The sequence below is a fragment of the Pseudomonas sp. S3(2024) genome (genome assembly GCF_036861315.1).
Classification (GTDB): Bacteria; Pseudomonadota; Gammaproteobacteria; order Pseudomonadales; family Pseudomonadaceae; genus Aquipseudomonas; species Aquipseudomonas putida_A.
Window position 1 is genome coordinate 129,043 of sequence record NZ_JAZAQQ010000003.1, and the last position, 24,283, is coordinate 153,325.

Sequence of the window (24,283 nt, forward strand, 5' to 3'; positions counted from 1 at the left end):
GCTGCCGCAGGCCCGAGCCAGCGGCAGCTACACGTCGCTTTGTGTCAGAACGCCATGCGCCACTGGCCCATCACGCCGTAACTGCGGCTGTCGCTACCGGCCTCGCCAGTGAGTCCAACGCCCAGAGTGTTACGGGCGGACAGGGTCAGATCCAGACCGGCGTCTAGCGTGAAGCTGTTGCGATCCATCTCGGCCCCGGCGACTGCAAAGCTTTTACCACCCTTGACCAGTTGCTGGCGCGTTTCGTTATCGAGCTCGCCGTAGGTATGTTTGACGCTGGCGCTGAGACGTGGCGTCAACTGCATGCCGTTGGCCAGGTGACTGGTTTTCGCCAGGCGCAGGCCGACGGTGCTGCTCGGGTTCGCCCGGGTCTGCCCCTGAACCTTGAGCGCCGCATCGCCACCTTTCTCGGTGTAACCATCACGCTGGTAGCGTTGATAACCGACGCTGGCGAACGGTTCGAAGCTGACGTTGCCACGTCCCAGGTTGTAGCCGACTTCGGCAAACACCTGCTGGGTGCTGGCGTCATAGCTGCTCTTGAGGCGATCACTGAAACCATTGAAGTCGACGCGACGTTTGCCGTTGCCGTCATGATGACCGTACGAGGCGCCCAGGCGCAGGGCGAACGGGCCGTCCTGACGCAGCGCGTAGGCGCCGAGGTGCCAGCTGTCGAGATCGCCGTCAAACTGTTGGGCATCGAGCCGGGTTTGCGCTTTCGCCCCCATCAGGCCGACATGCCACTGTTCGTCGAATTGCCAGTCGGCCCCCAGCACCAAACCGTGGGTGGAGTGTTTGAGGGCACTGTCGTAATCACGATCGACCTTGCCGCCATGTCCCAGAGCTTGCAGCCAGACTCGCCCGGGATCATCAGCTTTACGATTGTCCAGCTGATGCATCGCCGAGAGCATGCTGGTGCTGACCGGAGCGGCGCTGCTCAGAGTGGCTTTGGCGAGGTTGGCGTTGCTGCCGGCGGCAAGTTGTTCGAGTGCCAGACTCGCTGTTGGTGTGCTGGCGTCGAGCAGGGCGCTGATGGCGGTATTTGATGGCGAGGCAGGCGTTACGGGCTGCGCTGGTTGGGGCAATGTCTCAGGCTCTTGCGGTTGCTGCGGTTGCTGCGGTTGCTGCGGTGGAACGGAATTTTCTTCAAGGCTTTTTGCGAGTTTCTGAGCATTCGTGCTGTTTGCCAGATGCTCCAGAGGCCTGTCTTGCAAAGGCTCAACCGGCATCTCTTGATCGGGTGTCCGATGCTCTGCATTGCTGGAAGAGCTGCTCGCCAATGGTTGGATGGCAGTTTGGGCTGGACTTGGATTGATAACTTCTTCAATCGTGGGGAGGCCGCCCGACTCGACGGGCGGCTTTGGCTTTGTTTTACGCGGCTTTTTGGGCTTGGGTTCTACTGCAGTTTCGACGACCGGAATCTCCGGCTGTTGGGCGATGGAAACGTTGCTCCATCCGATTGCCAGTGCAATCGCCACGGCGAGTTGGAGGGGGCGAAGCTGGTAGTGTCCGGGCATGAGTCGGGCCTCTCTGGATAGGAGACCCCACTCTATTTTTGCTGCAAAAAATCCGATGTCGGCTGCTTCTCGCAGCCTTGCAGGCGACATCGGAGCTTCACCGTAGAAAAGGATCGCAAGTCCTGCGATCGGTGGTTTTACACGAACCCGGCGGGGCCTTTTCCTACACCAGATCCAGACGCCGCCGGCTGTTCAACGATCAGAAACTCATCTGCCACTGCCCGATCAACCCGTGATTGCGACTGTTGCTGCCGATCTCGCCGCTGTAGCCGACACTCAATGTATGCCGTGCGGAGATCCCCAGATCCAGCCCGGCTTCGAGCATCAGGCTGTCGCGATCCAGCGAACTGCCATCGACATTGAATGCGCTGCCGCCGACCACAAATGCCTGACGCGTAGAGCTGCTGACATCGCCGTAGGTGTGTTTCCAGCCAGCGGCCATGCGTGGGGTCAGGCTCATGCCGTTGTCGAGGCTGCTCAGATGCGCCAGGCGCAGGCCGAAGGTGCTGCTGAAGTTGTCCTGGCTCTGGCTGTCGACGTCGAGTGCGGCGGCGCCACCTTTTTCCTGGTAGCGGTCGCGGTGGTAGCGCTGGTAGCCGAGGCTGGCGAACGGCTCGGCGCTGAGGCGACCGCTGCCCATGGTGTAGCCGAGTTCGGCGAAGGCTTGCTGGCTGTCGGCGTCGTAATCGCCTTTGGGCCGATCACTGAAACCATTGAACGCCACCGTGCGTTTGCTTTCGCCCTGATGGCCACTGTAGGCGGCGCCGAGGCGCAGGGAGTACGGGCCGCTCTGACGCAGTGCGTAGACGCCGGCGTGCCAGCTCTCGACGTTGCCATCGACGCCGGTCGCGTCCAGATCAGTCTTTGAATAACCGCCGAGTACGCCGAGGCGCCACTGCGGATTCAGTGCCCAGTCGGCACCCAGTACGCTGCCCTTGGTGCGTTGCTCCAGGCCGTTGTTGCCGTGCTCGCCGTCGAGCTTGCCGTAGCCGCCGATGGCTTGCAGCCACAGGCGTCCGCGCGCGTTCGGGTCATTCAGATTGCGCGCTTCCGACGGTACGCCGTTGGCCGCCAGCACCGGGGTGTCGCGTTGATCAACGCCAACCATCAACCCCGGGCTGCCGCCCATTTGCTGCATCGCCGACAGCATGCTGTTGCCCACCTGACTGCTGGCGCCGAGCGTGGCGCTGGTCAGGTTGGCGTTGCTGGCGCCGGCCAGTTGCTCGATCGCCGCGCCGGCCGTGCTTTGGGTGGTGTTGAGCAAGGCGTTGTACAGCGCGTTGTTCTTGCCCATCGTGGCCAGGCTGTTGGCCGCGTTGCTGCCGTTGCCGGTCGCCGCGAACTGATTGAAGGCCACGTCATTGCGGGTGTAGGTCAGGTCGACTTGTGTCGGTGTATAGGCCAGCGTCGGCGTGAGGAACGCGTAGTGGCTGGTGACGTTGCCGAAGGTGCCGTTGACGTTGGCGGCTTGCAGCACGGTGTAATGGCTCTGCCACGGATAAGTGCCGCTGCCGGGGTTCACCGCCAGGGTCGCACCGTTGAGGCTGGCGGTGCCGCCGACCTGAACCGGGGCGCTGCTGCCATCGGCGTTGACGCCGTAGACGAGGGTCGAGCCGCTGCCCATATTCAAGTCATGGACGATGGTTGCGCGACCCAGGCCGGTGTCGGTACGCAGCGTGCCGTTGACGTTGAGATTGCCCACCGAGCCGCCACCGGCATACACACCGCCGGCGTCTACGGTCAGGCTGCCGGCAATGCCGCCCTGGTTGACCAGGGTCGCGCCATTGCGCACCGCGCCGCCATCGCTGAAATCGCCGCTGCCGGTGAGTGTCCACGCACCTTGCCTGACCTCCAGCCATTCGAAATTGCGGCTGGCGCCGAAGCTGCCGCCCGCCGCATCGTCCATCACCACCCGGTCGTACCCGCTGCCGCCATCGACCACGCCGACGAAGCGACTGCCGTTGCGCAGGGTCAGGCTGTCGTTGCCGCCACCGAGGTCGAGTGCCAGGCCGTTGCTGCCGCTGATGGTGCCGCCGTTGATCACGTTGTCGGCGAATTCGCCGACGAACTTCACGCCGAAGCCGTCGAGGCCTTGAATGGTGCCGTAGTTCTCCAGCGTGGTGGCTGCCAGCCCCGAACCACCGCTGCCGTCGTCCACCAGAATCGCGCTGTTGGCGCCGCTGATCAGTGCGTTGCTCGCGTTGAGAATGTAGCCGCCGCCGAGGGCGATGCCTTCGCTGCCGTTGGCGAATCCGCCCTTGTCCACGCCACCCGCACCGACGCCCTGAATGGTGCCGTAGTTTTCGATGTGGGCGATCTTGTCGATGTCCACGCCATCACCGTCACCGTTCGCCTGCAAGCCTGAGTAAGCACCGGTGATGGTGCCGTGGTTGATCACCGTACCATCGCCGTCGGAACCGAATCCGGAACCATTGCGTCCGGTGATCTGCCCATAGTTGACCAGCGTCGCACCGAGGTCGGTGGTGATGCCATGGCGGCCGCCGGAAATCACCCCGTAGTTGGTCACGCTGACACCGCTGGCCGAGTCGATGTCGACGCCATCGAACTTCTCATCGGCGTTGTGCGAGTCGCCGGTGGAGATCTCACCGTAGTTGGTAATCGTCGCGTTGGCGCCGGTCTTCATGCCGTCGCTGGCATCGCCACGAATCAGTCCGCCAGCGCGGTTGATGAGGGTGGTTTTGACCCCGTTGCTGCGCAGCGCATCGAGGTCCAGGCCTTGGCCGGTGGTCGAGCGAATCACGCCGCTGTTGTCGATCAACAGACTGCCGCTGACGAAGTTACTGTCTATACGCAAGGCGTCATTGGCGCCGAGAATCTGCCCGCCGCTGCGGTTGAAGATCTGGTAATTACGCGCCTGGGTCAGGTCACCACTGCTGTCGATGGCCCGGCCACCGCTGGAAACGATTTTCCCGGCGTTATCGATGACCACACCGGCGCCACTGGTGCCGTCCTTCAGGCTCACCGCCTTGCCGCTGTTGGTGATGCTGCCCGGTGCCGAGATCGTCAGCGTGTCACTGCCGCCAAGGGTTTGCGCGGCAGTAGTGGCAGTGTCGATCTGCACGGTCTTGCCGTGGGCGGTGCCGGCGGTGATCAGCAGAACGGCAGCGAGGGACAAGCGCTGAGGCGGGAAGGTCATGGGTGGAGGGCCTTTTTGTTATAAGCGGGCCGTCCTGTATAGCGATGGGGTTTTACAAAATGATGTCGGAAGGTGACCAGCATTACTTGGTGCATATGATCTTAAACACAGTCGCATCTGCATTTTGTTGCATATTGCACCGGGCCATCTTAGCCGAGGTGCAATATATTGCATCTTTGAGCAATAAAATCCCTGCTTAAATGCATTTAAATACAGCTGGGCTTGACTGACGCATCAGATCCTTTCGAACGCTTGCGTGAAGATGCCCAGCGTCTGGCGGCGCTCCCCGACCTATTGACGGCGAGTGGGTTGCCCGACAGAACGATGAACCACCCGGGAATCCATCTGAAAAATCTGGAGCAACGTTTGAAAGAGTGGGATCTGAAATGAGCATGACGGTAGCCGAGCGCACGGTGCTCATCGAAAACATTCAAGAGGCGCTGGCCCAAGGGACACTGGAGATCGGTGAAGCGGTTCGTCGTCTACGCGTGGAAGTGACCGGTCTGCATCAAACCCAGTTTGCCAGGATGTGCAAAATATCGGTTCGCACGCTGGTGCATATCGAGCATGGCGAGGGCAATCAGACATTGAAATCGTTGAATGCGGTGTTTCGTCCGTTTGGACTGAAAATGGGCGTGGTGCGGATCCGACGAGAGATCAATTAAAACCCGACGCTGGCGCAAGGTGCTGATTAGCCTAGCTACGCCGCACATAAGCCTTGCCGTAATGCCGCTCCATACGCGCCTGGATCAGCTCCAGACCGATCGACATCAGCCAGTAAATGATCGCCGCCGTGGTCAGCATCTCGATGTAGCGGTAGCTCGAGCGTCCGTAGGACTGCGCCAGAAACATCACTTCCCAGACGCCCATCACCGAGATCAGTGACGAGTCCTTGAGCATCGAGATGAACTGGTTGGTGGTCGGCGGGATGATCGTGCGCATCGCCTGGGGCAGGGTGATGCGCCAGAAGATCACGCTCTCGCGCATGCCCAGCGCCAGCGAAGCTTCGCGTTGGCCGTAGGGCACGCCGAGGATACCGGCGCGGAAAATTTCGCTGAGGTAGGCGCCGTAGTTGAGGGACAGGGCAATGATCCCGGCTACCACTGCGCCGGGCACCACGCCCAGTTGCGGCAGGCCGAGGTAGATCAACAGGATCTGGATCAGCAGCGGCGTGCCGCGAAAGAACGAGGTGTAGAAACTGGCGATCCCGAATGCCACGGCGCTTTTCGACAGGCGCGCGAGGGCGGTGACGAAGCCCAGCAAGGACGAGGCGACGATCGCGCAGGCGCAGAGAAACAGGGTCAGTGCCGCGCCCTGCAGAAAGCCGTTGGGCGCCAGGTGCACGCCGAGCAGATTCGGCAGCTTGTCGAGGATGATCGAGAGCTTCAGATCGAAGCTGAGGAAAAAACCGGCGAACAGGCTGAACATCGCCGCCCAGGTCAGGTACAGGCGCGTGCGGAAACCAAGCAGCCGTTGCAGGCGCGATTCAGCTACCGGTTGTGGTGGCTGTGGAGGTGTCGGGAAGGCAGTCATTGGCTGATATCGGCGCCGATCCATTTCTGCGACAGCTTGCTCAGCGTGCCGTCCTGCTTGAGTTGCGCAAACACCTCGCGCACTTTGGCGTCCCACTCGGCATCACCCTTTTCGATGGCCACCGAGTTAGGTTCAGAGTACAGCGGCGCGCCCGCCAGTTTGAAACGCTGATCCTGATTCAGGCGCGGCTGCGCGGTCACCAAGTTGGTGAGGATGGCATCCAGGCGCACACCGGCGCCCAGGCCCAGATCCTGGAAGGCGACGTTGTCGGTATCGTACGGAGCGATCTGCACATCCTCGAACGGGTACTCCAGGCGCGTGTCTTCTGCGCCTTCGATGACCAGATTCTTGTTCAGATAACTTTCGTAGCTGCTGGCGCTGGTCAGGCCGACCTTTTTGCCGCTCAGGTCCTTGGCGCCGTGGATGCGATCGTCCTTGGCGTTGACCACGATCACGGCGGGCGAGGCGTAGTACTCGACCGGGAAATCGAACACTTCGGCGCGCGCCTTGCTCGGGGTCATGGAGCAGATGCAGATGTCATAGCGCCCGCTCCAGCGGCCGGCAGCGATCACGTCCCAGGATGGTGTTTCGAGGCGCAGCTTGACCCCCAGCTTGTCCGCAACGGCTTTGGCGACGTCCACGTCGAAGCCGTCGAGCTGATTCTGCTCATTGAGAAACGAAAAGGGTGGGTAGCTTTCCATCAGCACGCCGACCAGTTGTTTTTTCTGTTCGACGCGATCGAGTGTGGCGCCGCCGAAGGCTTGAGTGGACGCGGCCAGAATCGTCAGGCCCAGGGCCAGTAGCGGTTGAAGTTTCACAGTCGACACCTGAAAAAAAGGGGTTGTTATTAACCGAATGGTGCGTATTAAATAGTTATAAGAACTACTCTGGTAGTGAGTAATTTTCATAAGCATATGAGCGAAAAGCATATGGGCACAGCAAGCACGGTAATTCTCGATGGCGGCATGGGCCGTGAGTTGCAACGCGCCGGGGCGCCGTTTCGGCAGCCCGAGTGGTCGGCGCTGGCCCTGATCGAAGCACCGCAAGCTGTCGAAGCGGTGCACGCCGCCTACATCGCCAGCGGCGCCAATGTGATCACCAGCAACAGCTATGCGGTCGTGCCGTTTCACATCGGCGAGGCGCGGTTTGCCGCTGAAGGTCAGGCACTGGCGGCGTTGGCCGGAGAGCTGGCGCAGCGTGCGGTGCAGGCCTCGGGCAAAGCGGTGCGAGTGGCCGGTTCGTTGCCGCCGCTGTTCGGCTCCTATCGCCCGGATCTGTTCGAAGCGGCGCGGGTGAACGAATTGCTGACGCCACTGGTAACCGGCCTGGCGCCACATGTCGACCTGTGGCTGGCGGAAACCCAGAGCTCGATCATCGAGGCGCGTTCCATTCGCGCCAGTCTGCCGCAGGACGGCAAACCGTTCTGGCTGTCGTTTACTTTGAAGGATGAAGACACCGACGAGGTGCCACGTCTGCGTTCCGGCGAACCGGTGGCCGAAGCAGCGGCGGTGGCGGCGGAATTGGGCGTCGAGACGCTGCTGTTCAACTGCAGCCAGCCGGAAGTGATCGGTGCGGCGATTGATGCGGCGCGCGATACCTTCGAACGCCTGGGTGTGCAGATTCACATCGGCGCGTATGCCAACGCGTTTCCACCGCAACCGAAAGAGGCGACCGCCAACGACGGCCTCGACCCGTTGCGCGACGATCTGGATCCGCCGGGGTATCTGCACTGGGCGAAGGATTGGCAGCAGCGGGGCGCCAGCCATTTGGGCGGTTGCTGCGGGATCGGGCCGGAACACATCGCGGTGCTGGCGCAGAAACTGGTGTAAATAAGCATCAAAAGATCGCAGTCAGCGGCAGCTCAGCTACACCCTGTAGGAGTTGCCGCAGGCTGCGATCTTTTACATTTACAGACTCAGGAACGGCACTCGACCAAACCTTTCACCTGCCCGGTCGGCGTCTGGTTGGCATCGCTCAACCACTGCTCGAACCCTGTCGCAATCTCCGGCCACTCCGAATCCACAATCGAATACCACGCGGTATCGCGGTTCTGGCCCTTGACCACCATGTGCTGGCGGAACACGCCTTCGAAGCTGAAACCCAGACGTTCGGCGGCGTATTTGGAGCGGGCGTTGCCGTTGTTGCACTTCCACTCCAGGCGACGATAGCCCTGTTCGAAGGCGTATTTGGCCAACAGGTAAACCGCTTCGGTACTCTTCGGTGAACGTTGCATCGGCGCACCGAAGGTGACGTGGCCGATCTCGATGCGCCCCTGCGCCGGGACGATCGACATCAGGCTCAGAATGCCTTGCACCTCGCCCGTGACGCGGTCAATCACGCTGAAGAAATAGGGATCGCTGCTGGCCGCATGGTTGTTCAACCAGTCATTGAAAACGCTGCGCTCGGGGAACGGCCCATAGGGCAAGTAATCCCACAGCTTCGGGTCGGCGCCGGGGCCTTCGAGGGCGTTGAACAACTCGTCGCCGTGGCGCGCCGGGTCGAGGCGTTCCAGGCGGATGAAGCGGCCTTCGAGCAAGGTGGCGGTGGGGGCGGGGACGCCTTTCCAGTCGGCAAGTGCAGTGGGCATGTACGCGGCTCCTTAAATGGCTTTGCGAAACTGGATGAATCCCGGGCGCTCGGCGATGCGCTCGTAGAGCTGAATCGCGGTGGCATTGGTTTCGTGGGTCAGCCAATGCACTTTGCAGCAACCGTCGGCCTTGGCAGTGGCGTAGACGTGTTCGATCAGCAAGCGACCGACGCCGGTGCCACGAGTCTCCGGCGCCACCAGCAGGTCCTGCAGGTAGCAGGAGTTTTCGATGCTCCAATTGGAGCGGTGATAAATGAAATGCACCATGCCCACTGCTTTGCCGTCAGCCCAGGCGAGGGCGGCGTGGGTCGGCTCGCTCGGGTCGAGGAAACGCTGCCAGGTGCTCTGCGTGACGGCGTCCGGCAACTCGGTATTGTAGAAGCGCAGGTAGGCCTGCCACAGCGGCAACCAGGCGGCGTGATCACCGGCGGTCACCGGGCGGATCTGGATCTGACTCATGCTGATTTCCTTAACGCATCAAGTGGGCGAGGGTTCGGTCGGCGATGTCGGGGCTGGCAGCCAGGCCTTCGCGCACGCTGGCAATGTCTTCGGCGCTGCGGTTCTGGCTGAGCTTGCGCTTGCCTTCGAGGCGGTCGATGGGAATGGCGAAACCGACGATCGCCTTGAGCATGCCGTCGATGTAGTCGGCCGGCGCATCGTCGACCTTCCATGGTTGTGCGCGACCGGCTTCATGGCGATCAGTCAGCGTGCTGACGATGTCGAGCAGGCGCCCGCCGTCGCTGAAGGTTTCGGCGTGGCCGTAGGCGTGCACGGCGACGTAGTTCCAGGTCGGCACGACTTTGCCGTGCTCAGTCTTGCTTGGGTAAAACCCCGGGCTGACGTAGGCGTCGGGACCGGCAAATATCAGCATCGCTTCAGCGCCGTCGCGCAGGTCTTTCCATTGCGGATTGGCTTTGGCCAGGTGCCCGTACAGCGTGCCGTTCGGGCCCTGTTCGCGGTGCAGCAGCACCGGTACATGGCTGGCTTGCAGGCCGTTTTCACCGTGGCTCACCAGAATCGCGAGGCGAGTGGCGAGGATCAGTTCGTGCAGTTGCGACAGTTCGTCGATGGCAAAGGCGCGGGGCGTGTACATGGAGAGATTTTCCTTGGCGAATGCCTGCATCCTAGGCAGGCTATTGGTCTGTTGTAAGAGCCATTGATGAGCAATTTCATAGGTCCATTGTCATGCCCGAATCGCCCACGCTGTCCATGCCGTTCAATCCGGCCGGTATCGAGCTCGACCGCCGTCAGGGTTTGAGCCGCCAGCTCTATCAGGCGCTACGTCTGCGCGTGCTGGACGGGCGTCTGGCCAGTGGCACGCGGCTGCCGGCCAGCCGTGATCTGGCGACGGCGTTGGCGATTTCCCGCAACAGCGTGGTGCGCGCCTACGATCAGCTGTACGCCGAAGGCTTCATCGAAGGCCGGGTCGGGGACGGCACGTATGTCGCCCAGTTGCCGCACAGCGCATTGCCCACCAAAAAACTATCCACAAAAGTATCCACAGGGTTTTCAACAAGCTTACCCACAGCCTTATCCACAAATTGGCTGGATTTACCTGTGGTTCCATCCAGTAAAGTTATCCACAGCGACGCAATTCAGCGGGTTGAAAACAATCATCTGGCCCTGCCACCCAGTGGTCCGCCGCGTGCTTTTCGGGTCGGCGTTCCAGCCTTCGATCTGTTCCCGTTTGACGTCTGGGCCAAGCTGAACGCGGCTTTCTGGCGCAAGCCGGATTTGCAGCAGTTGTGTTATGGCGATCCGGCGGGCGATGCGCGGTTGCGCGGGATGATCGCGGCCTATTTGCGCAGCTCACGGGGCATGCAGTGCACGGCTGAGCAAATTGTGATCACCAGTGGCGCACAGCAGGGCATAAGCCTTTGTGCACAGTTGCTGGTAGCGCCGGGCGACGGCGTAGCGATTGAAAATCCCGGGTATCGAGCGGCCGGTCATGCCTTCGCCGTGGCCGGTGCCCGGTTGCACGGGGTGGCGGTGGACAGCGAGGGAATCGACTGCCAGCAACTGGCAGGACTGACCGATTGCCGCCTGACCTATGTCACGCCCTCCCACCAATACCCCACGGGGGTGGTAATGAGTCTGGCCCGCCGCCTCGAATTGCTGGCCTGGGCCGAGCGCACGCAGGGCTGGATCGTCGAGGATGATTACGATGGCGAGTATCGTTACAGCGGCGCGCCGCTGGCGCCTTTGGCCGCTCTCGATCGACAGGGGCGAGTGCTGTATGTCGGCACGTTCGGCAAGGTCGCGTTCCCGGCGTTGCGCCTGGGGTATCTGGTGTTGCCGCCGGGGTTGGTGGAGGCCTTTGCGCAAAGGCGTGCGGTGGATGTGCGTCACTCCGAAGTCAGTACCCAGGCGGTGATGGCCGAGTTCATGGCCGCCGGGCATTTCCAGCGGCACATCCGACGCATGCGCCGCGCGGCGCTGAGCCGACGCAATGTCCTGCTCGGTGGCTGGCCGCAGAATATTCCGGGCGTCGGCCAGTTGCCCGGCGTTGCCGCCGGGCTGCACCTGACCGTGCCGGTCGCCAGTGTGGCGCGTGAAAGCCAACTGATCGAACTGGCGCGTAGCGTTGACGTCGAGATCAATGCTCTGAGCAGCTATTGGCTGCCTGATTCCACGACCCCGGTCGATCAGCGCGCCGGACTGGTGCTGGGCTTTGCTGCGGTGCCTGAGCGCGCAATCGAAGCGGCGCTCGAGCGTTTGCGAACCGTGTGGCACACCCTCTGAAGCGGGCGCAGATCGATGCGCCCGACGGTGGTATCACAGTTGTGCTTCGAGTTGCAGGAACAGGCTCGGATCGCCAATCCGGCGCAGCACGTAATCGATTGGCGTCAGACTTGTCAGAGCCTGTCGACGTTCTGCGCTGAGGGTCTTCAAATGCGCATCGGCGATTTTCAGGTGCGCCGCGGTGAATTGTTCCGGCGCGGCTTCGGGCGAGTCGTAGTGAAAATGCGCGAGCCATAACGGCTGATCATGCTGGGTGCTGTCGAGTATCTGATACTCCTGAAAATAATCCTGGCGCTTTTTGGTCTTGATCCGGCCCTGGACGTTCCTGACGATCCGTACCTGATGATTGTCCAGCAACCATTGCAAATAGGCTTGTCGAGGTTGGCGGTCCTTGAGCAGACTGGCGCGCACGGCGATGCCTTGAGCACGTAACCGGATCGCGGCGCTGTTGAGTTCCGCACTCAAGTTGCCCACCGGCAACCGCGTGCCTCCAGAGGCGACAATGCGTGCCTGCGCCTGTTCGACGCTGGCAGCAATCTGTTCCAGTCGCCGAGCCTGCTGATCGAACAGATCCTGCATGTCTGCCGGTATGCGGTTGGGCCTCAGAGCGTCACGCCGGGTCCGGTCAATGAACGCCTGCACTCGCTCATTCTGGTTCAGGGCATCGGCAATGAACTCGATGTCGCCCACCTGCGTCGTCGGGGAGGCGGTGGGTCTGACGGGAAGCATTTCTTCCAGAGGTGATTCGCTGGCGGCTGCGGGCCTGGCGGGCGCTGGGTCACGAGGCCGGCTCTTGGTGACCTTGCCAACCGGTCGGGACGGTCCTGCGACAGAGGGGCCCGGTGTGGCCGGCGTGCTGCGGGCTCCGGTTTCCGGCAGCAGTTCGCTCAGTTGCTCCTGCGCCAGTTGTCTGAACTCGCCGAGCAAGCTTCTTAGCCGCGTCAGTTCCGCCGCAACCACCATGCCCGGGTATTCGCCTGGCAAGTCCCCCAGACGCTGATCGGCATCGACATAGACATCGATCAGTCGGCTCAGACGATCAATGCGCAGCGCAGTGCTGTCGCCGTTGTCGGGTTTCCTGATCAGGGCGGCGTGGCGATGTGTGGCGGTGGCGGCTTCGATTATCAGCCAACCGGTGGCTTCCCGCGCCGCTTCGGTGGCAGTTTCCTGCATGCACAACTCGTGAGACATGCCGATGGCATTGGATTTCAGATCCCACTGGTTAAACGCCGGGAGCAGTTGGCGCAAGCGTTGCGCAGTGGTCATGCCTGCGCTGCCGATGGTGTCGAGAGTTTCCAAGGAGGTACGGGACAGCTGCAGGCGGGCGATCATGTCCTGGCTCAACGCCAGAGCCTGGTGCAGTTCCTCGTTGTAACTTTGCAGCGCTTGCGGTGTATCGATGACCGTGTGTTGAGCCAATTTACGGGTCAATACTGCGTAAGCGTTGCGTTTGAGAACGAACCAGAGGCTGAGGTTTTTTTGCAGCAAAGTGGTCATGCGCTGCAATTCGACGAAATAGCCGTCGCTCCCCCCTTTGAGGCGCCATTGGCCGAGTATTTTCAAGGCCTCGTCGTAATCCCCGATCAGCTTTTCGACGTGTTCAAGGTAACGCCGGGTCGCCTCTTCATGGGCTTGTCCGGAGGCGCCAAGCATGGCTGACTGGGCTTGTTCCAGAGCAGCGTTGCCGACGGCTTCCTGACTTCTGAATGCCTCCAGAGCCGCACCGAGCTGGTTCCTCTGGGTTTCCTTTTCCTTGCGCTGGGCCTTGAGCTGACTTTGCAGGCTGGTGCCCCCGGCGCCCCCGCGCAGACGCAGTCGGGTATCCACGAACCATTGGCCTTGCTGGTTGTGAATCAGCAGCGGACCGGTTTTTGACGGTGTCTGCGGATCAACGATTTGCACCTGCTGGTCATCGTTTTCAATCACGCGGAACCAGCGATCGCCCGCCTGCGCATAGGTGCTGGTAGCGAGGCGATACAGGGTCGCCTTGCCGCGCAGCAGGGTTTCCACGGCGGCTGCCGTGAGGTCGGGAGCCGGCACGGCCAGAGTATTCAGAAACGTTGCCAAGGCACCGGGCGAACGCCGGGGCACCGAGCCGTAGGCTTCAAGCGAGGAGTAATGGCTGGCCGGGAGTTGGTCCTTCAGCAGCGTGGTGACGTGTGTAACCGTGGGCGGGACAGGCGCTTGTGCAGGGGCGGTCTGGATCCGGGGCAGTCCTTCGCTTTCGATATCGCTTGCGCCTTCGCTGCGCAACGCTGTGCGGGGGCCGGTTGTGCGTTGGGTGGCCGCATGATGGGCCAGGATCATGCCCAGGTTCAGCAACATATCGGCAACCGCGCTCCACTGCGCGTGGGTATCGCCACGGTTGTGGGCATCCACGACCTGATCGATTTCGCTGATGCTTTGCCAGACCCAGATCGCCGCGCCTGCCGGGCCGCAGAGAAAGTTCGCGGCAACGTTGAACAACGCCCACCCGCTGTCTCGCAGCAAGGCCCAGCGGCGTTGCGCATTGGATAACGACTGTCGGTCGGCGAGTTCGGCCATCGCCAGTGCATGGGTCTTGAACAGCACCGGGAACACGTCGCCAGTCAGCGCCGTAGAGGCAAGCCCGACCGGCCCGGCCCACTTGACGCTGGTCCAGGGCTCGGCGAGCAATTGCGCGCCCAGCCACGGACTGGGCAGGCCGATGGGGAAGGTGTATTGGGCATATTTGAAGCTGGTTTGGGAATCCGCCAGCCACGACAGCACCGAATCTCTCAGTTCGCCTGGCTGATGGACGGCGTACAGCAGGTTTTGCGTTGAGGGGAATTGCAGCAATGGCTGCTCAAGCAACGGACGATACAGCAGGCATGGCCCGGCTCCAGGCAGACGCGGGGCAATGATGAACATGTTGGTGACAACATCGCCAACAGTCTCCCCGGCATGGATAAACGTCAGCGGGCGAATGACCACAGTGTGTGGATGACCGGGTATCGGTTTGAGCCACTCCTGGACACAGCGATAACCCTGCTCATCCACGCCGCCGAGGCGACGCAGCTTGGATTCCAGTGCAATCAGCGGCAGCAGTGCGTGCAACTGGCGTATGTAAAAGCGCTGCTGCAGGGGGGCCTGCAGCGGATCGTTGATCAGTCTGTCCCTGATCAAGCCGGGGTATGCCTCACCCATGTCGATCTTGTTTGCCATCTTCGTCAGGTAGGCGACAGTCAGCCACTGCGGCAGCGCTTGTGGCGGGTCGAACTGCAGAGTCGCCAGATACGGCGTGCGGTTTTGCAAGGCGTACTCGCCCAGGGTTTCGATATGGGTGTCATGCGGATCGGGCAGTGTCACGCCTCCCGATTCGAAGCTGTTGGTGATGCGGATTTGCAATTTGTCCAAAGGCAGCCCGGCCGCCGATGGCTGATCGGCAATGATCGCCTCACGCATGCAATTGCGTGCATAGGTATCGATCGGCGGGATTGGCAACAGCGCTTTGTCTGCCTGCCGGTACAACTGGCCCAGCGCATTGATCGACTGGCTGTATTGATCGAGCTCGGAAGCCGAAGCGTCGAGCAACCAGTCGGGTATCGAATCATCGAGGTCGATGAGGGTGTTTTTCTGCGGTTCGCTGGCTTGCTCGATCAGGGGCAGAAGGGAGGTACCGTCCTCGGTCTCCTCGTCGAGACTTTGTCGGGTGATTGCCCGGATGGCATCGAGCTGGTTGGCAATCAGGACCCACGCCATGTGGTCGAAAAAATTGCCCTCGGGTTCGAACAACTGCCACTGCAGATTCTGTCCGGCCGGCAACAGTTCGATACGCTGCGGCAGTGATTCACCCAGTTGCTGCAGAGAGTCGAATGTCTCGTAACCATCTTCCACGGTGTACATCATGACCAGATCGCGCAGGCCATAGCGTCCGAAAATCACCACGGCGCCGCCCAGAATCAGGTGCCGGGCAGCGCCTTGAGCATCGACCGAGTCGATGTCGATCAGGCACACGCGGATGTCCGACAGTGTTATGTCGTGACGCTGGCGCTCCTGTTTGTCCGGGCGCCGCGAAATCGCCCGGGCGACCAGGCACTGTTCATCGTCCCAGCCCTCGGCGTTATGGACGTTCAGGGCTTCGCGCAGGGCATCGGAGAGTTCTTGCCAGCGCGGCAATTGGCGTCGGGTGCTGTTCCAGTAATCCAGCTGTCGCTCGGCGAAGGCGACAAACAACAGGGGCGCATAATCGTTGAGCAGATCGGCAATGGCCTCGATATCGACATCCATATGCACCACTGGCATGGCCTGGCGGTTCAAGGTCAGAAAGTGTTCACCCTCCAGATAGTTGGCGCTGGAGCCGTTGAAAAATTGCCGGACGAGTGCCTCTGTCAGTGATTCAAATCGGGTCGGCAGGGCCACTCGTTCCGCGTTCAGCCATTGCCATTGTGGCGTGCCGATCATGGCCTGCTCGGGATCGATCTTGCGTTGTGGATACAGCGCTTCGAGCGCCTGGCGCAGCACTGCGCTGGCGACTTCATCGACCGTGGGCCCGCGACTGGTCTGATGGACGATCTGGCTCTTTTGCAGCAATGCATGGGTTTCGGTGTTCGCTGAATGCTCAGTCATTGTCATTGTCCTTTTTGACGTTTGGGGCTTATGAGAAAAACAGCGAACGCGCCAGCTGCGGGCTGATCGCGCTGCGATAGATAGCGATGATTTGCGGGCTGCTGGTGGCTGAGTCCAGGTCGAAGGCGCCGGCCATCCGCCGTTGCTCCTGCAGTTTCAAATGGGCGGCGGTGAAGGCGTCGGCCGGTGCATCGGGGCTGTTGTAATGGAAGTGCGCGTACCACAACGTCTTGCCGGTGCGCCGCTCGCGAATTTCGTACTCCTGCAGATAATCCCTGCGCGGGCCTTTGAGGCGACGCCGGGCACCGCCAGACACAATGTCGATCTCATCCTTGTGCAATAACCATTCGACCCGGGCGGCGGTTGGCGGTTGTTGCTTGGTCATCTCGACCCGTATCCGGTAGCCCTCGGCGTACAGGCGTTCACCCGCCTGGTTCAATTGGGCAATCAGGGCTGGCGGCTCCTCGGTGCTGTTTGCCCGCAGCCGGGCCTGTTCAAGGCTTTTCGCGCTTTCGTCGAGCTGTTCGGCCTTGCGCTGGAACTGCTCTTCGATCTCCACCGGAATCCGGCCGGGTTTTTTGGCATGGGCTTCGGTTTGCCGGATGAAGCTTTCTACGCCATCGAGCAGCGCCTGGCCCTGGCTGATCTGGGTGGCGAGATCCGCTACCGGAGCAGGCGGGCGGCGCCGTCCGGGCTGAATGCGTTCGACCCAGACACCGGGCGTTTTCTCGTGAAAAGTGGCGATGACGTTCCCGGTCATGGGCGCTTTCACGTCCAGCAGAACTGGTTGCCCTGGCGCCGAGGAACGCAACTCGCCGACCACTGTGCCCTTGAAGCGGGTTTTGATAATCCGTTTACGTGAGGCTGGCGCTGGCCTTGAAGGACCGGGCCGAGGCTCCACCGGCCGGTGTTCGAGGAGCAATTGCGCCAGGTGCTCTTCGGTCTGGCGTTGAAACTCGTTGATTCGTTTACGCGTGTGGCTGAAGGGCTCGTCGAGCAGCACATCCTTGTGGTTGAGGGCGAAATCCTCAAACGACTGATCGATGGCGGCAAACTGTTCGAGCATGCCGTTGAGGCCTTCGATCCGCTCGTTGGCCCCCAGGCTGGTCTGGTCGAGCAGCAGTTCCTGGGAGGTCTGAATAACCAGGTTGGTTGTGTCGAGCAGGCGTACCAGATCGCCTTGCGCCTGAGTCAGCGCTGGCGAAGCCTGATCTTTCAGGCAGATGTCGCGAGCCAGCGACACCTGAAGTGCCTTGAGATCATTGAGACTGAACACAGGCAGCTTTGCGCGATAGGTATTGGCGACTTCAGCGGCACGTTTGCCCAGTCGGCTCAACTCCTGAAAACGTGACTGGGCAAACTCGATCTTGCTGATCATGTCCTCGGTCAAATCGTACATTCTGCGGTAGGTGACGGGATCACCGGTGCCCGCAGCCGTTTCCTCGGCCTCGAGCAGCACCAGGGTTTCCTTGAGGGTTCTGGCGAAGAGGGGGTCACGTTGAGTGAGCCATGTCTGGTTGAAGAACAACTGGGTACCGAGCATCTCGGTCATGGCGGTGCGGAAATGGGGTACGGTCTCAAGCAGGTTCAGCGATTTCAGCTGGTCGATGGGCGCCGCGTATTCCTCGGTGCGGCGTTCAAGTGCTGCAAGAAACGTGGTCTGCTGCGCCACCAGAGTGTCATCGCTGGCCGTGGTCATGGCGGTGCGGGCAGCTGTCAGCTCTGCGCGGGCCTGCTCGCGCGTGTTATCGAACTCGGTCAGTTGTTTCTTGAGTTCGGCGATGCGTTCATTGTTTTCCCGTCGTTTGGCCTTGCGCCGACTCGACAGACCACCGCCGCGCAGACGCAGGCGAGTGTCGACGAACCACTCGCCCCGCCGATTGCGGATCAAGCCCGGGCCCTGACGTCCGGGCTGTCGCTGCGAATTGATGATCGATACCTCACCGGTGTCGGCGACCGCCACTTCGAACCAGCGCTCACCCACGGGTGCGTAGTACCCGCTGGCATGTCGATAAAGGTGGCGATAAAGACCGGCGTCGCTGCCGGTCGGGGTGAGCGCTTCGGGGCGCGTAACGGCAAACCGATCCAGGGTTTGGGTCAGGCTCAGCGCGGTGTCGGTCATCAGCGAAGTCTGGTGTTGCGCCGGATACTCACCGATCACATCAGGGCGTTGCACGATGCTTACCGGCGTTGGTGGTGCCGGCTCCTTGGGCTCGGTTTCGACGGTCACCGGCTTCTTTTCAGTGATGTCCCGAGGCGTCGCGTTTCGAGTGCTGGCGTGATGGGCGAGCACCATGGCCAAGGTCAGCAACAGATCGGTCATCGCGGTTTTCTGCTGCCCGGTGTCGCCTGTGGCAGCGGCGTCGAAGGTTTGTTGCAGATCGTCCAGCACTTGCCAGATCCAGGCGGCGGTACCGACGGTTCGACCGAAAAACGGCAGTGCGGCGCTGAGGATCATCCAGCTCGCATGCTTGAAGCTTTCCCAGCGACTTTCGCTATTGGACACCGATTGCCGATTCGCCAGTTCGACCATTGCACTGACGTTGGCCTTGAACAGAACAGCCAGGTAATCGGTAGCGATGACTGCTGTTCCCAAGGTCAGCGTGCCGCTCATCTGCAAGGAAGTCAGTGGATCGGCGAGCAGTTGTGAGAGCGACCATACCGAGGGGCGATCATCGCAGAACACGTAATTGGCATAGTTGGCGCGCGCACTGTCCGGCAACCAGGCGAGAACCGCCTGACGCAATGTCGGTGAATGCTTGATGGCGTACACCAGGTTGGCCGGCGACGGGTACTGGAGCAAGGCATGATCGGACAGCGGCCGGTAGAGCAGGCAGGGGCCCTTGTCCATCTGTCGGGGCCCGATCACGAACATGTTGGCCACTTCATCGGTGGTCGTCCCCGGGCGCCACGCGGGATTGAAGGCCAGCGGTCGAATGACAATCTCCTGACCGTCCACCCGGCGATTGGCGTCCAGCAACTGAACCACAGCCGCGACATAGCGATAGCCCGCCTCGTCGACCCCACCCTGCGCGCGAATCTTCTGCTGCAACGCCAGTAACGGCAATTCGACACGCAGCCGGCTGGTGAACAGGTTCTGCCTTCGCAGGCTTTCCAGCGGGTCATCGCGCAGTTTTTGCCTGATCAGCGCAGGATAGGTCTGGCCGATGTCGACACTGACGATCAATCTCTCCAGATAATCGGCCGTCATCCATGCCGGCACCGCAGTGCTGCCGATACTGCTCACGTTCTTGTTGCCCAGCGGCAAGGCAATCAGGTTCTGCAACGCCAGATCGACCAGGCTGAAGGTGCTGCGTTCGGGCTCCAGCAACGGTGTGAAACTGCCCCACACCACCACGCTGTCGACCACGATGCGAATCTCGGCCAGATTCAGTTCAGTGGCTTCGGGATGCTCCTTGAGCAGGGCCGCCTGCAGTTGCTCCAGCGCGAACTCGCGAATCGGTTTGATGCCGTCGTCAAAGGACTGCTCGGCGTTCTGACTTTGCACCTGCGCCAGATCCATCAGATGACGGCTGTAGGCAGTCAGGTCGCTGGGCGAGGCGTCGACCATCCACTCTGGCAACGCTTGCTCGACCAGGTTGAAGCGTGAAGACGACTGCTTGTCCGTGGGATCGAGTTCGTTGGTCGTGCGGCTGACGTGGGGCGTCAGGTTGGTTGTCGCCGGTTCGTTCGCCAACTCGCCAATCGCGTCGGCCTGCAGGGCGATCAGATTGCACGCCAGATGATCGAAGTAGTCACCGTCAGGTTCGATCAGCCGCCATTGCAGGGTTGCAGGCGGCGGTCCCTCCGTCTGGGTCTGCAGTGAGGCACCCAGTTCCTGCAGGGTATCGAAGGCCTGGAAACCGCGAGTGATGGTGTGGGTGAGAATCAGCGTGCGGCTGCCGAGCGTGCCGATCAGTACGGCCATATCGAGGACGTGCAGGTGAGTGGAAGTGCCATCGCGCGTGGTGTCCAGATCGATCAGGCAGGCGCGGGACTGATAGCGATCATCGGTACTGCGGGCAGTTTTTTGCGGATGGTCGAAAAGACTCCGGGCCATGGCGCGCTGGTCGTCGTCCCACGCCGGGTTCGTCCCGACGTTCCACAGTTCGCGCAGGGACCTGGACAATCCCTGCCAGCGCGGGGCGGAGGCGCGGGTGAACTGGTTCCAGTAATCGACCTGTTGTTCCTCGAAGGCAACAAACAGCAGCGGCGCCAGTTCATTGAGCAGCCTGGCGATAGCCTCGATGTTGACGGGCAGTTGTACCGGTGTCTCGTGCGCAGGATGCAAGGTGAGGTAGTGCTCGCCATCCAGGTAGGTCACTGGCTTGTTGGCGACGCCATGACGCACCAGCGCATCGGTCAGCGATTCGAAGTGTCGCGGCCCGGGGACGACACGCTGGTCACGCAAGGTCCAGCCAGGTGTCACCACCATTGCCAGTCGCGGGTCGATCTGTAACTTGGGGTATAGCGTCTTCAGTGCCGGTTGCAGGGCGCGGGTGGCGACTTCCCTGATTGAGGGGCCGGCGATCAGTTGGGTGAGCAGGGCGTCTTGATCATCCGGCAGCTTGTGGTCGGCGGGAGAGTTGAGGGTTTCTGGCATGGTCACATCCTTGGTCAGAACAGCAGGCACCGCGAAAGTGGCGGCGGGCGATGCGTTGCAAGGTAATGACGGGCCGAGCACCGAAGGTGGTAGATAAATATCGCAGGCAAAAAAAGACCCGCACGGCGGCGGGTCTTGTCGTCAGCGTCGGCTCAGGTACCGGACTTGATCTTGGTCCAGGCCCGGGTGCGTGCCCGCTCGGCATCCCGCGGCAGCGGTTGCAGGGTGTAAAGCGTGCCCATCGCCGCATCGGTCGGGTACAGGTTGGGGTTGTTGCGGATCGCCGGATCGACCAGTTGGGTGGCGTCCTTGTTCGGGTTCGGATACCCGACGAAGTCGCTGACCGGCGCGATCACCGTCGGTTGCAGCAGGTAGTTGATGAAGGTGTAGGCGTCCTCCGGGTTCTTCGCGCCCTTGGGAATAGCGAGCATGTCGAACCAGATCGGTGCGCCTTCCTTGGGCAGGCGCATGTCGACCACTACACCGTTCTTCGCTTCTTTGGCGCGATTGGCCGCTTGCGAGAAGCTGCCGGAATAACCGACCGCGACGCAGATGTCACCGTTGGCGATGTCGGCCATGTACTTGGACGAATGGAAGTAGGTCACGTACGGCCGGATCTTCATCAGCAGCGCTTCGGCCTTGGCATAGTCCGCCGGATTTTTGCTGTTGGGATCCAGACCCAGGTGTTGCAGGGCCAGCGGCAGAATCTCCGACGGCGAGTCGAGCAGGGCGACGCCGCACTGCTTGAGCTTGCTGAGATTCTCTTCCTTGAAGATCAGGTCCCAGCTGTCCACCGGCGCGTTATCGCCCAGCGCGGCTTTGACCTTGGCCGGGTTGAAGCCGATCAGGATGGTGCCGTACATGTACGGCACGGCAAATTTGTTGCCCGGGTCGTTGGCTTCGATCAGCTTCATCAGTTTCGGATCGAGGTGATTCCAGTTCGGCAGCTTGCTGCGATCCAGCGGCTGGAACACCCCGGCCTCGATCTGCTTGGCGAGGAACACGTTGGATGGCACCACCACGTCATAGCCGGAGTTACCGGTCAGCAGCTTGGCTTCCAGTGCTTCGTTGGTGTCGAAGATGTCGTAGACCAGTCTGGTCTGGGTGTTCTGTGCCTTGAAGTCTTCCAGCGCCTTGGGCGTGATGTAGTCGAACCAGTTGTAGACGCGCAGGGTGCGTTCTTCGGCGTGGGCGCCGACGCTGAGCAGCGCGGCGCACAGGGCTGGCGCAATGCAGTGCTTGAGTCGGTTCATTGTTCGAACCCTTCGAGCACGTTCACTGCGTTGATGCCGATTTCCTCCACCGCGTAGCCACCTTCCATGACGAACAGCGTCGGTTTGCCGAGGGCGGCGATGCGTTTGCCCATGGCCAGGTAATCCGGGCTGTCGAGCTTGAACTGCGAGATCGGATCGTCCTTGAAGGTGTCGACGCCCAGCGACACGACGATGATGTCGGCACCGTAGCTGTCGATCTCGTTGCAGGCCTGTTCCAGCGCCGCACTCCACACATCCCAGCCGGAACCGGCCGGCAGCGGATAGTTGAAATTGAAACCTTCACCGGCGCCTTCACCGCGTTCATCTTCGTAGCCGAGGAAGAACGGAAACTCGGCCTCCGGATGGCCGTGGATCGAGGTGAACAGCACGTCGCTGCGCGCGTAGAAAATCGACTGGGTGCCGTTGCCGTGGTGGTAGTCGACGTCGAGGATCGCGACCTTCTTGTGGCCGGCATCGAGGAATGCCTGAGCGGCGATGGCGGCGTTGTTGAGGTAGCAATAACCGCCCATCAAGTCGCTGGCAGCGTGATGTCCCGGTGGTCGGCACAGGGCGAACGCACTGTGTGCGCCACGCTGGATTTCGGCCTGGGCAGTCAGCGCCACTTGCGCTGCACTGTAGGCTGCTTGCCAGGTGCCGGCGGTGATCGGCGCGCCGCCGTCGAAGCTGTAGTAGCCGAGCTGGCCGTGCAGGCTGGTCGGTTTGATCTGCCGCAGAGTGCGTGCGGGCCAGGTGTAGGGCAGCAAGTCGCCGTCGGTGTTGAATTCGGTCCAGCGTGCCCACGCACCTTTGAAGAAGTCGAGGTAGTCGCGGCTGTGGATGCGTGCGATCGGTTCGAGGCCAAAATCCTTTGGCGCTTCTACCGGGCCGAGGTTCTGGTGCTGTACCCGTTGCAGCACATGGTCGGCACGCGAAGGCATCTCGAAGCACGGCTTGAGCTGGCCGTCGATGAGTTCGCAGCGGCCGTGGTGCAGGTGGTGATCGTCCGAGTAGATCGTCAGCATTTGTTGTTCTCCGCAGGGGGCTGATTCGGTTGCCCCCAGTGTTGCGGCGCGCGACGAAACGGAGAACGGCAGGAAAGGCCAAAAGGGGATCGATATGGCCAAAAACTCTGACCGCAATTCGCCCCTCTTTTCAGTACAGCCTTGCTTAGATTCAGGCATGCAATGCATTCCGGTGGGAGCGGGCTTGCTCGCGAATACGGTATGTCAGATAAATTGATCGCGACTGACACTGCGAATTCGCGAGCAAGCCCGCTCCCACATTGGAACATCAATGAGGGCGAAACTGGCTCGGCGCCACCCCGCTCCAGCGCACGAACGCATGGCGGAAACTCGCGGTCTCGCTGAAGCCCAGGGTCTCGGCGATGCGGTAGATCGGCAGTTGATCCTCACATAGCATCTGCTTGGCCCGCTCGAAGCGCAGTTCGTCGAGCAGTTCCTGATAACTGCTGCCCATGTCCTTCAAATGGCGGCGCAAGGTGCGCGGCGAGCACTTCATTTGCTGGGCCAGCCCCTCCAGCCCAGGTGCTGCATTGAGCTGGGCACTGAGCAACTGGCGAATCCGCCCCAGCCACGCCTGACGTCCGGTGAACTCGATGTTCTGTTTGCGGCAGCGGTCGGCCATGGCCTGGTGGGTGATGCTGTCGGCCAAAGGCAACGGCTGATCGAGCCAGCGCCGGTCAAAGGCGAAAGCATTGTCCTTGGCGCCGAAGTGCAGAGGGCTGTTGAAGTGCTCAGCGTAGCTGTCGCGGTAATCCGGCGCGGCATGTTCAAAACGTGTCGCCAGTAGCGGCAGCGGATGCCCAAGCAAATCGTCGCAGATGACCTTCAATGACACCAGGCAGAACTCCGCGTTGAACACCGCCATCGACGGGCTCTCGCGGTAATCGGCGGCGACGAACCAGACCCGCTCGCCGTCGTCTTCCAGGCTCAGTTCGAAAAGTGTTCCCAGCAGCGCCGGATAGCGAATCGCCAGGCGCAAAGCGTCACCTAAGGTGGCACTGGTGAGCAGGGCGTAACCGAGGATGCCGTAGCAGGAAACGTGCATCCGTCGGCCCAGTTCCAGGCCGATGTCATGCTTGAGCGCGACCGCATTGGCGCAGACCTGCATTTCCTGATTGGTGGTGATGCGTGTGTCGGCACGGGCCAGATCCGCCGCACTGATGCCGCTGCCGGCCAGCAGCGCTTCGCTCGACAGGCCTTCGGTCTTGAAGGTGTTGAGTACCAGTGAGACGGCATTGAGCGTCGTGAGGTGGGAGTGGAGCATGAGGCGGCATCCGCTGGTTTT

Annotated in this window: 15 protein-coding genes and 1 pseudogene; 4 read left to right on the forward strand and 12 right to left on the reverse strand. The window is 61.4% G+C overall.

Features of this window, described 5'->3' with window-relative positions; translation table 11 throughout:
* Positions 1–44 precede the first annotated feature (44 nt).
* Both VLA07_RS09805 and VLA07_RS09810 read right to left on the reverse strand, forming a co-directional pair.
* A complete protein-coding gene (locus tag VLA07_RS09805; protein WP_333989154.1) occupies positions 45–1,082 on the reverse strand; it encodes an autotransporter outer membrane beta-barrel domain-containing protein in 1,038 nt (345 codons plus the stop codon).
* Positions 1,083–1,713: 631 nt separating this feature from the next.
* On the reverse strand, positions 1,714–4,671 hold the full coding sequence (locus VLA07_RS09810; protein ID WP_333989155.1) for an autotransporter outer membrane beta-barrel domain-containing protein: 2,958 nt from the start codon (positions 4,669–4,671) through the stop codon (positions 1,714–1,716).
* Between the two features lie 237 nt (positions 4,672–4,908).
* On the opposite strand from VLA07_RS09810, the pseudogene VLA07_RS09815 reads away from it, so the two are divergent.
* Both VLA07_RS09815 and VLA07_RS09820 read left to right on the forward strand, forming a co-directional pair.
* Positions 4,909–5,061: pseudogene (locus VLA07_RS09815) on the forward strand (type II toxin-antitoxin system HipA family toxin); the annotation flags it as partial.
* Positions 5,058–5,336, forward strand: a complete 279-nt coding sequence (locus VLA07_RS09820; protein ID WP_027610348.1) for a helix-turn-helix domain-containing protein — start codon at positions 5,058–5,060, stop codon at positions 5,334–5,336. The pseudogene VLA07_RS09815 and the gene VLA07_RS09820, both read left to right, overlap by 4 nt.
* A gap of 31 nt (positions 5,337–5,367) precedes the next feature.
* Here the strand turns inward: VLA07_RS09820 and VLA07_RS09825 are convergent, their stop codons facing one another.
* Complete coding sequence (locus VLA07_RS09825; protein ID WP_027610349.1) at positions 5,368–6,204, reverse strand: amino acid ABC transporter permease; 837 nt, start codon at positions 6,202–6,204, stop codon at positions 5,368–5,370.
* On the reverse strand, positions 6,201–7,022 hold the full coding sequence (locus VLA07_RS09830) for an ABC transporter substrate-binding protein (RefSeq protein ID WP_027610350.1): 822 nt from the start codon (positions 7,020–7,022) through the stop codon (positions 6,201–6,203). The genes VLA07_RS09825 and VLA07_RS09830 overlap by 4 nt, the downstream gene beginning before the upstream one ends.
* Before the next feature lie 111 nt (positions 7,023–7,133).
* On the opposite strand from VLA07_RS09830, the gene VLA07_RS09835 reads away from it, so the two are divergent.
* Positions 7,134–8,033: a homocysteine S-methyltransferase family protein gene (locus VLA07_RS09835; protein WP_097089431.1), complete on the forward strand. Its 900-nt coding sequence runs from the start codon at positions 7,134–7,136 to the stop codon at positions 8,031–8,033.
* Between the two features lie 86 nt (positions 8,034–8,119).
* On the opposite strand, the gene VLA07_RS09840 is transcribed toward VLA07_RS09835, so the two are convergent.
* The 3 genes from VLA07_RS09840 to VLA07_RS09850 are packed head-to-tail and all read right to left on the reverse strand — an operon-like array spanning position 8,120 to position 9,884.
* Positions 8,120–8,791: a GNAT family N-acetyltransferase gene (locus VLA07_RS09840; RefSeq protein WP_330205761.1), complete on the reverse strand. Its 672-nt coding sequence runs from the start codon at positions 8,789–8,791 to the stop codon at positions 8,120–8,122.
* A gap of 12 nt (positions 8,792–8,803) precedes the next feature.
* Positions 8,804–9,250, reverse strand: a complete 447-nt coding sequence (locus VLA07_RS09845) for a GNAT family N-acetyltransferase (protein WP_097089433.1) — start codon at positions 9,248–9,250, stop codon at positions 8,804–8,806.
* A 10-nt stretch (positions 9,251–9,260) separates the two neighbouring features.
* Complete coding sequence (locus tag VLA07_RS09850) at positions 9,261–9,884, reverse strand: FMN-binding negative transcriptional regulator (RefSeq protein WP_333989157.1); 624 nt, start codon at positions 9,882–9,884, stop codon at positions 9,261–9,263.
* Positions 9,885–9,976: 92 nt separating this feature from the next.
* On the opposite strand from VLA07_RS09850, the gene pdxR reads away from it, so the two are divergent.
* Positions 9,977–11,533 carry a MocR-like pyridoxine biosynthesis transcription factor PdxR gene (pdxR, locus tag VLA07_RS09855; protein ID WP_333989158.1) on the forward strand — a complete coding sequence of 519 codons (1,557 nt, stop codon included), beginning with the start codon at positions 9,977–9,979 and terminating at the stop codon, positions 11,531–11,533.
* Between the two features lie 33 nt (positions 11,534–11,566).
* Here the strand turns inward: pdxR and VLA07_RS09860 are convergent, their stop codons facing one another.
* The 5 genes from VLA07_RS09860 to VLA07_RS09880 form a co-directional block, all read right to left on the reverse strand.
* Positions 11,567–16,120, reverse strand: coding sequence for a hypothetical protein (locus tag VLA07_RS09860; RefSeq protein WP_333989159.1), 4,554 nt, complete (start codon positions 16,118–16,120; stop codon positions 11,567–11,569).
* A 28-nt stretch (positions 16,121–16,148) separates the two neighbouring features.
* Complete coding sequence (locus VLA07_RS09865) at positions 16,149–20,723, reverse strand: hypothetical protein (protein WP_333989160.1); 4,575 nt, start codon at positions 20,721–20,723, stop codon at positions 16,149–16,151.
* A gap of 152 nt (positions 20,724–20,875) precedes the next feature.
* Entirely contained in the window at positions 20,876–21,976 is a 1,101-nt protein-coding gene (locus tag VLA07_RS09870; protein WP_096795420.1) for a polyamine ABC transporter substrate-binding protein, read from the reverse strand.
* Positions 21,973–22,998, reverse strand: coding sequence for a histone deacetylase family protein (locus tag VLA07_RS09875; protein ID WP_135296863.1), 1,026 nt, complete (start codon positions 22,996–22,998; stop codon positions 21,973–21,975). The genes VLA07_RS09870 and VLA07_RS09875 overlap by 4 nt, the downstream gene beginning before the upstream one ends.
* Before the next feature lie 268 nt (positions 22,999–23,266).
* Positions 23,267–24,262: an AraC family transcriptional regulator gene (locus tag VLA07_RS09880; RefSeq protein WP_027610360.1), complete on the reverse strand. Its 996-nt coding sequence runs from the start codon at positions 24,260–24,262 to the stop codon at positions 23,267–23,269.
* Positions 24,263–24,283 lie beyond the last annotated feature (21 nt).

Bases quoted from the DNA above. Each gene is read 5' to 3' on its own strand.
- VLA07_RS09870 (WP_096795420.1), bottom strand. From the start codon at position 21,976: ATGAACCGACTCAAGCACTGCATTGCGCCAGCCCTGTGCGCCGCGCTG.
- pdxR (WP_333989158.1), top strand. From the start codon at position 9,977: ATGCCCGAATCGCCCACGCTGTCCATGCCGTTCAATCCGGCCGGTATC.
- VLA07_RS09840 (WP_330205761.1), bottom strand. From the start codon at position 8,791: ATGCCCACTGCACTTGCCGACTGGAAAGGCGTCCCCGCCCCCACCGCC.
- VLA07_RS09810 (WP_333989155.1), bottom strand. From the start codon at position 4,671: ATGACCTTCCCGCCTCAGCGCTTGTCCCTCGCTGCCGTTCTGCTGATC.
- VLA07_RS09845 (WP_097089433.1), bottom strand. From the start codon at position 9,250: ATGAGTCAGATCCAGATCCGCCCGGTGACCGCCGGTGATCACGCCGCC.
- VLA07_RS09875 (WP_135296863.1), bottom strand. From the start codon at position 22,998: ATGCTGACGATCTACTCGGACGATCACCACCTGCACCACGGCCGCTGC.
- VLA07_RS09860 (WP_333989159.1), bottom strand. From the start codon at position 16,120: ATGACTGAGCATTCAGCGAACACCGAAACCCATGCATTGCTGCAAAAG.
- VLA07_RS09820 (WP_027610348.1), top strand. From the start codon at position 5,058: ATGAGCATGACGGTAGCCGAGCGCACGGTGCTCATCGAAAACATTCAA.
- VLA07_RS09825 (WP_027610349.1), bottom strand. From the start codon at position 6,204: ATGACTGCCTTCCCGACACCTCCACAGCCACCACAACCGGTAGCTGAA.
- VLA07_RS09850 (WP_333989157.1), bottom strand. From the start codon at position 9,884: ATGTACACGCCCCGCGCCTTTGCCATCGACGAACTGTCGCAACTGCAC.
- VLA07_RS09865 (WP_333989160.1), bottom strand. From the start codon at position 20,723: ATGCCAGAAACCCTCAACTCTCCCGCCGACCACAAGCTGCCGGATGAT.
- VLA07_RS09880 (WP_027610360.1), bottom strand. From the start codon at position 24,262: ATGCTCCACTCCCACCTCACGACGCTCAATGCCGTCTCACTGGTACTC.
- VLA07_RS09835 (WP_097089431.1), top strand. From the start codon at position 7,134: ATGGGCACAGCAAGCACGGTAATTCTCGATGGCGGCATGGGCCGTGAG.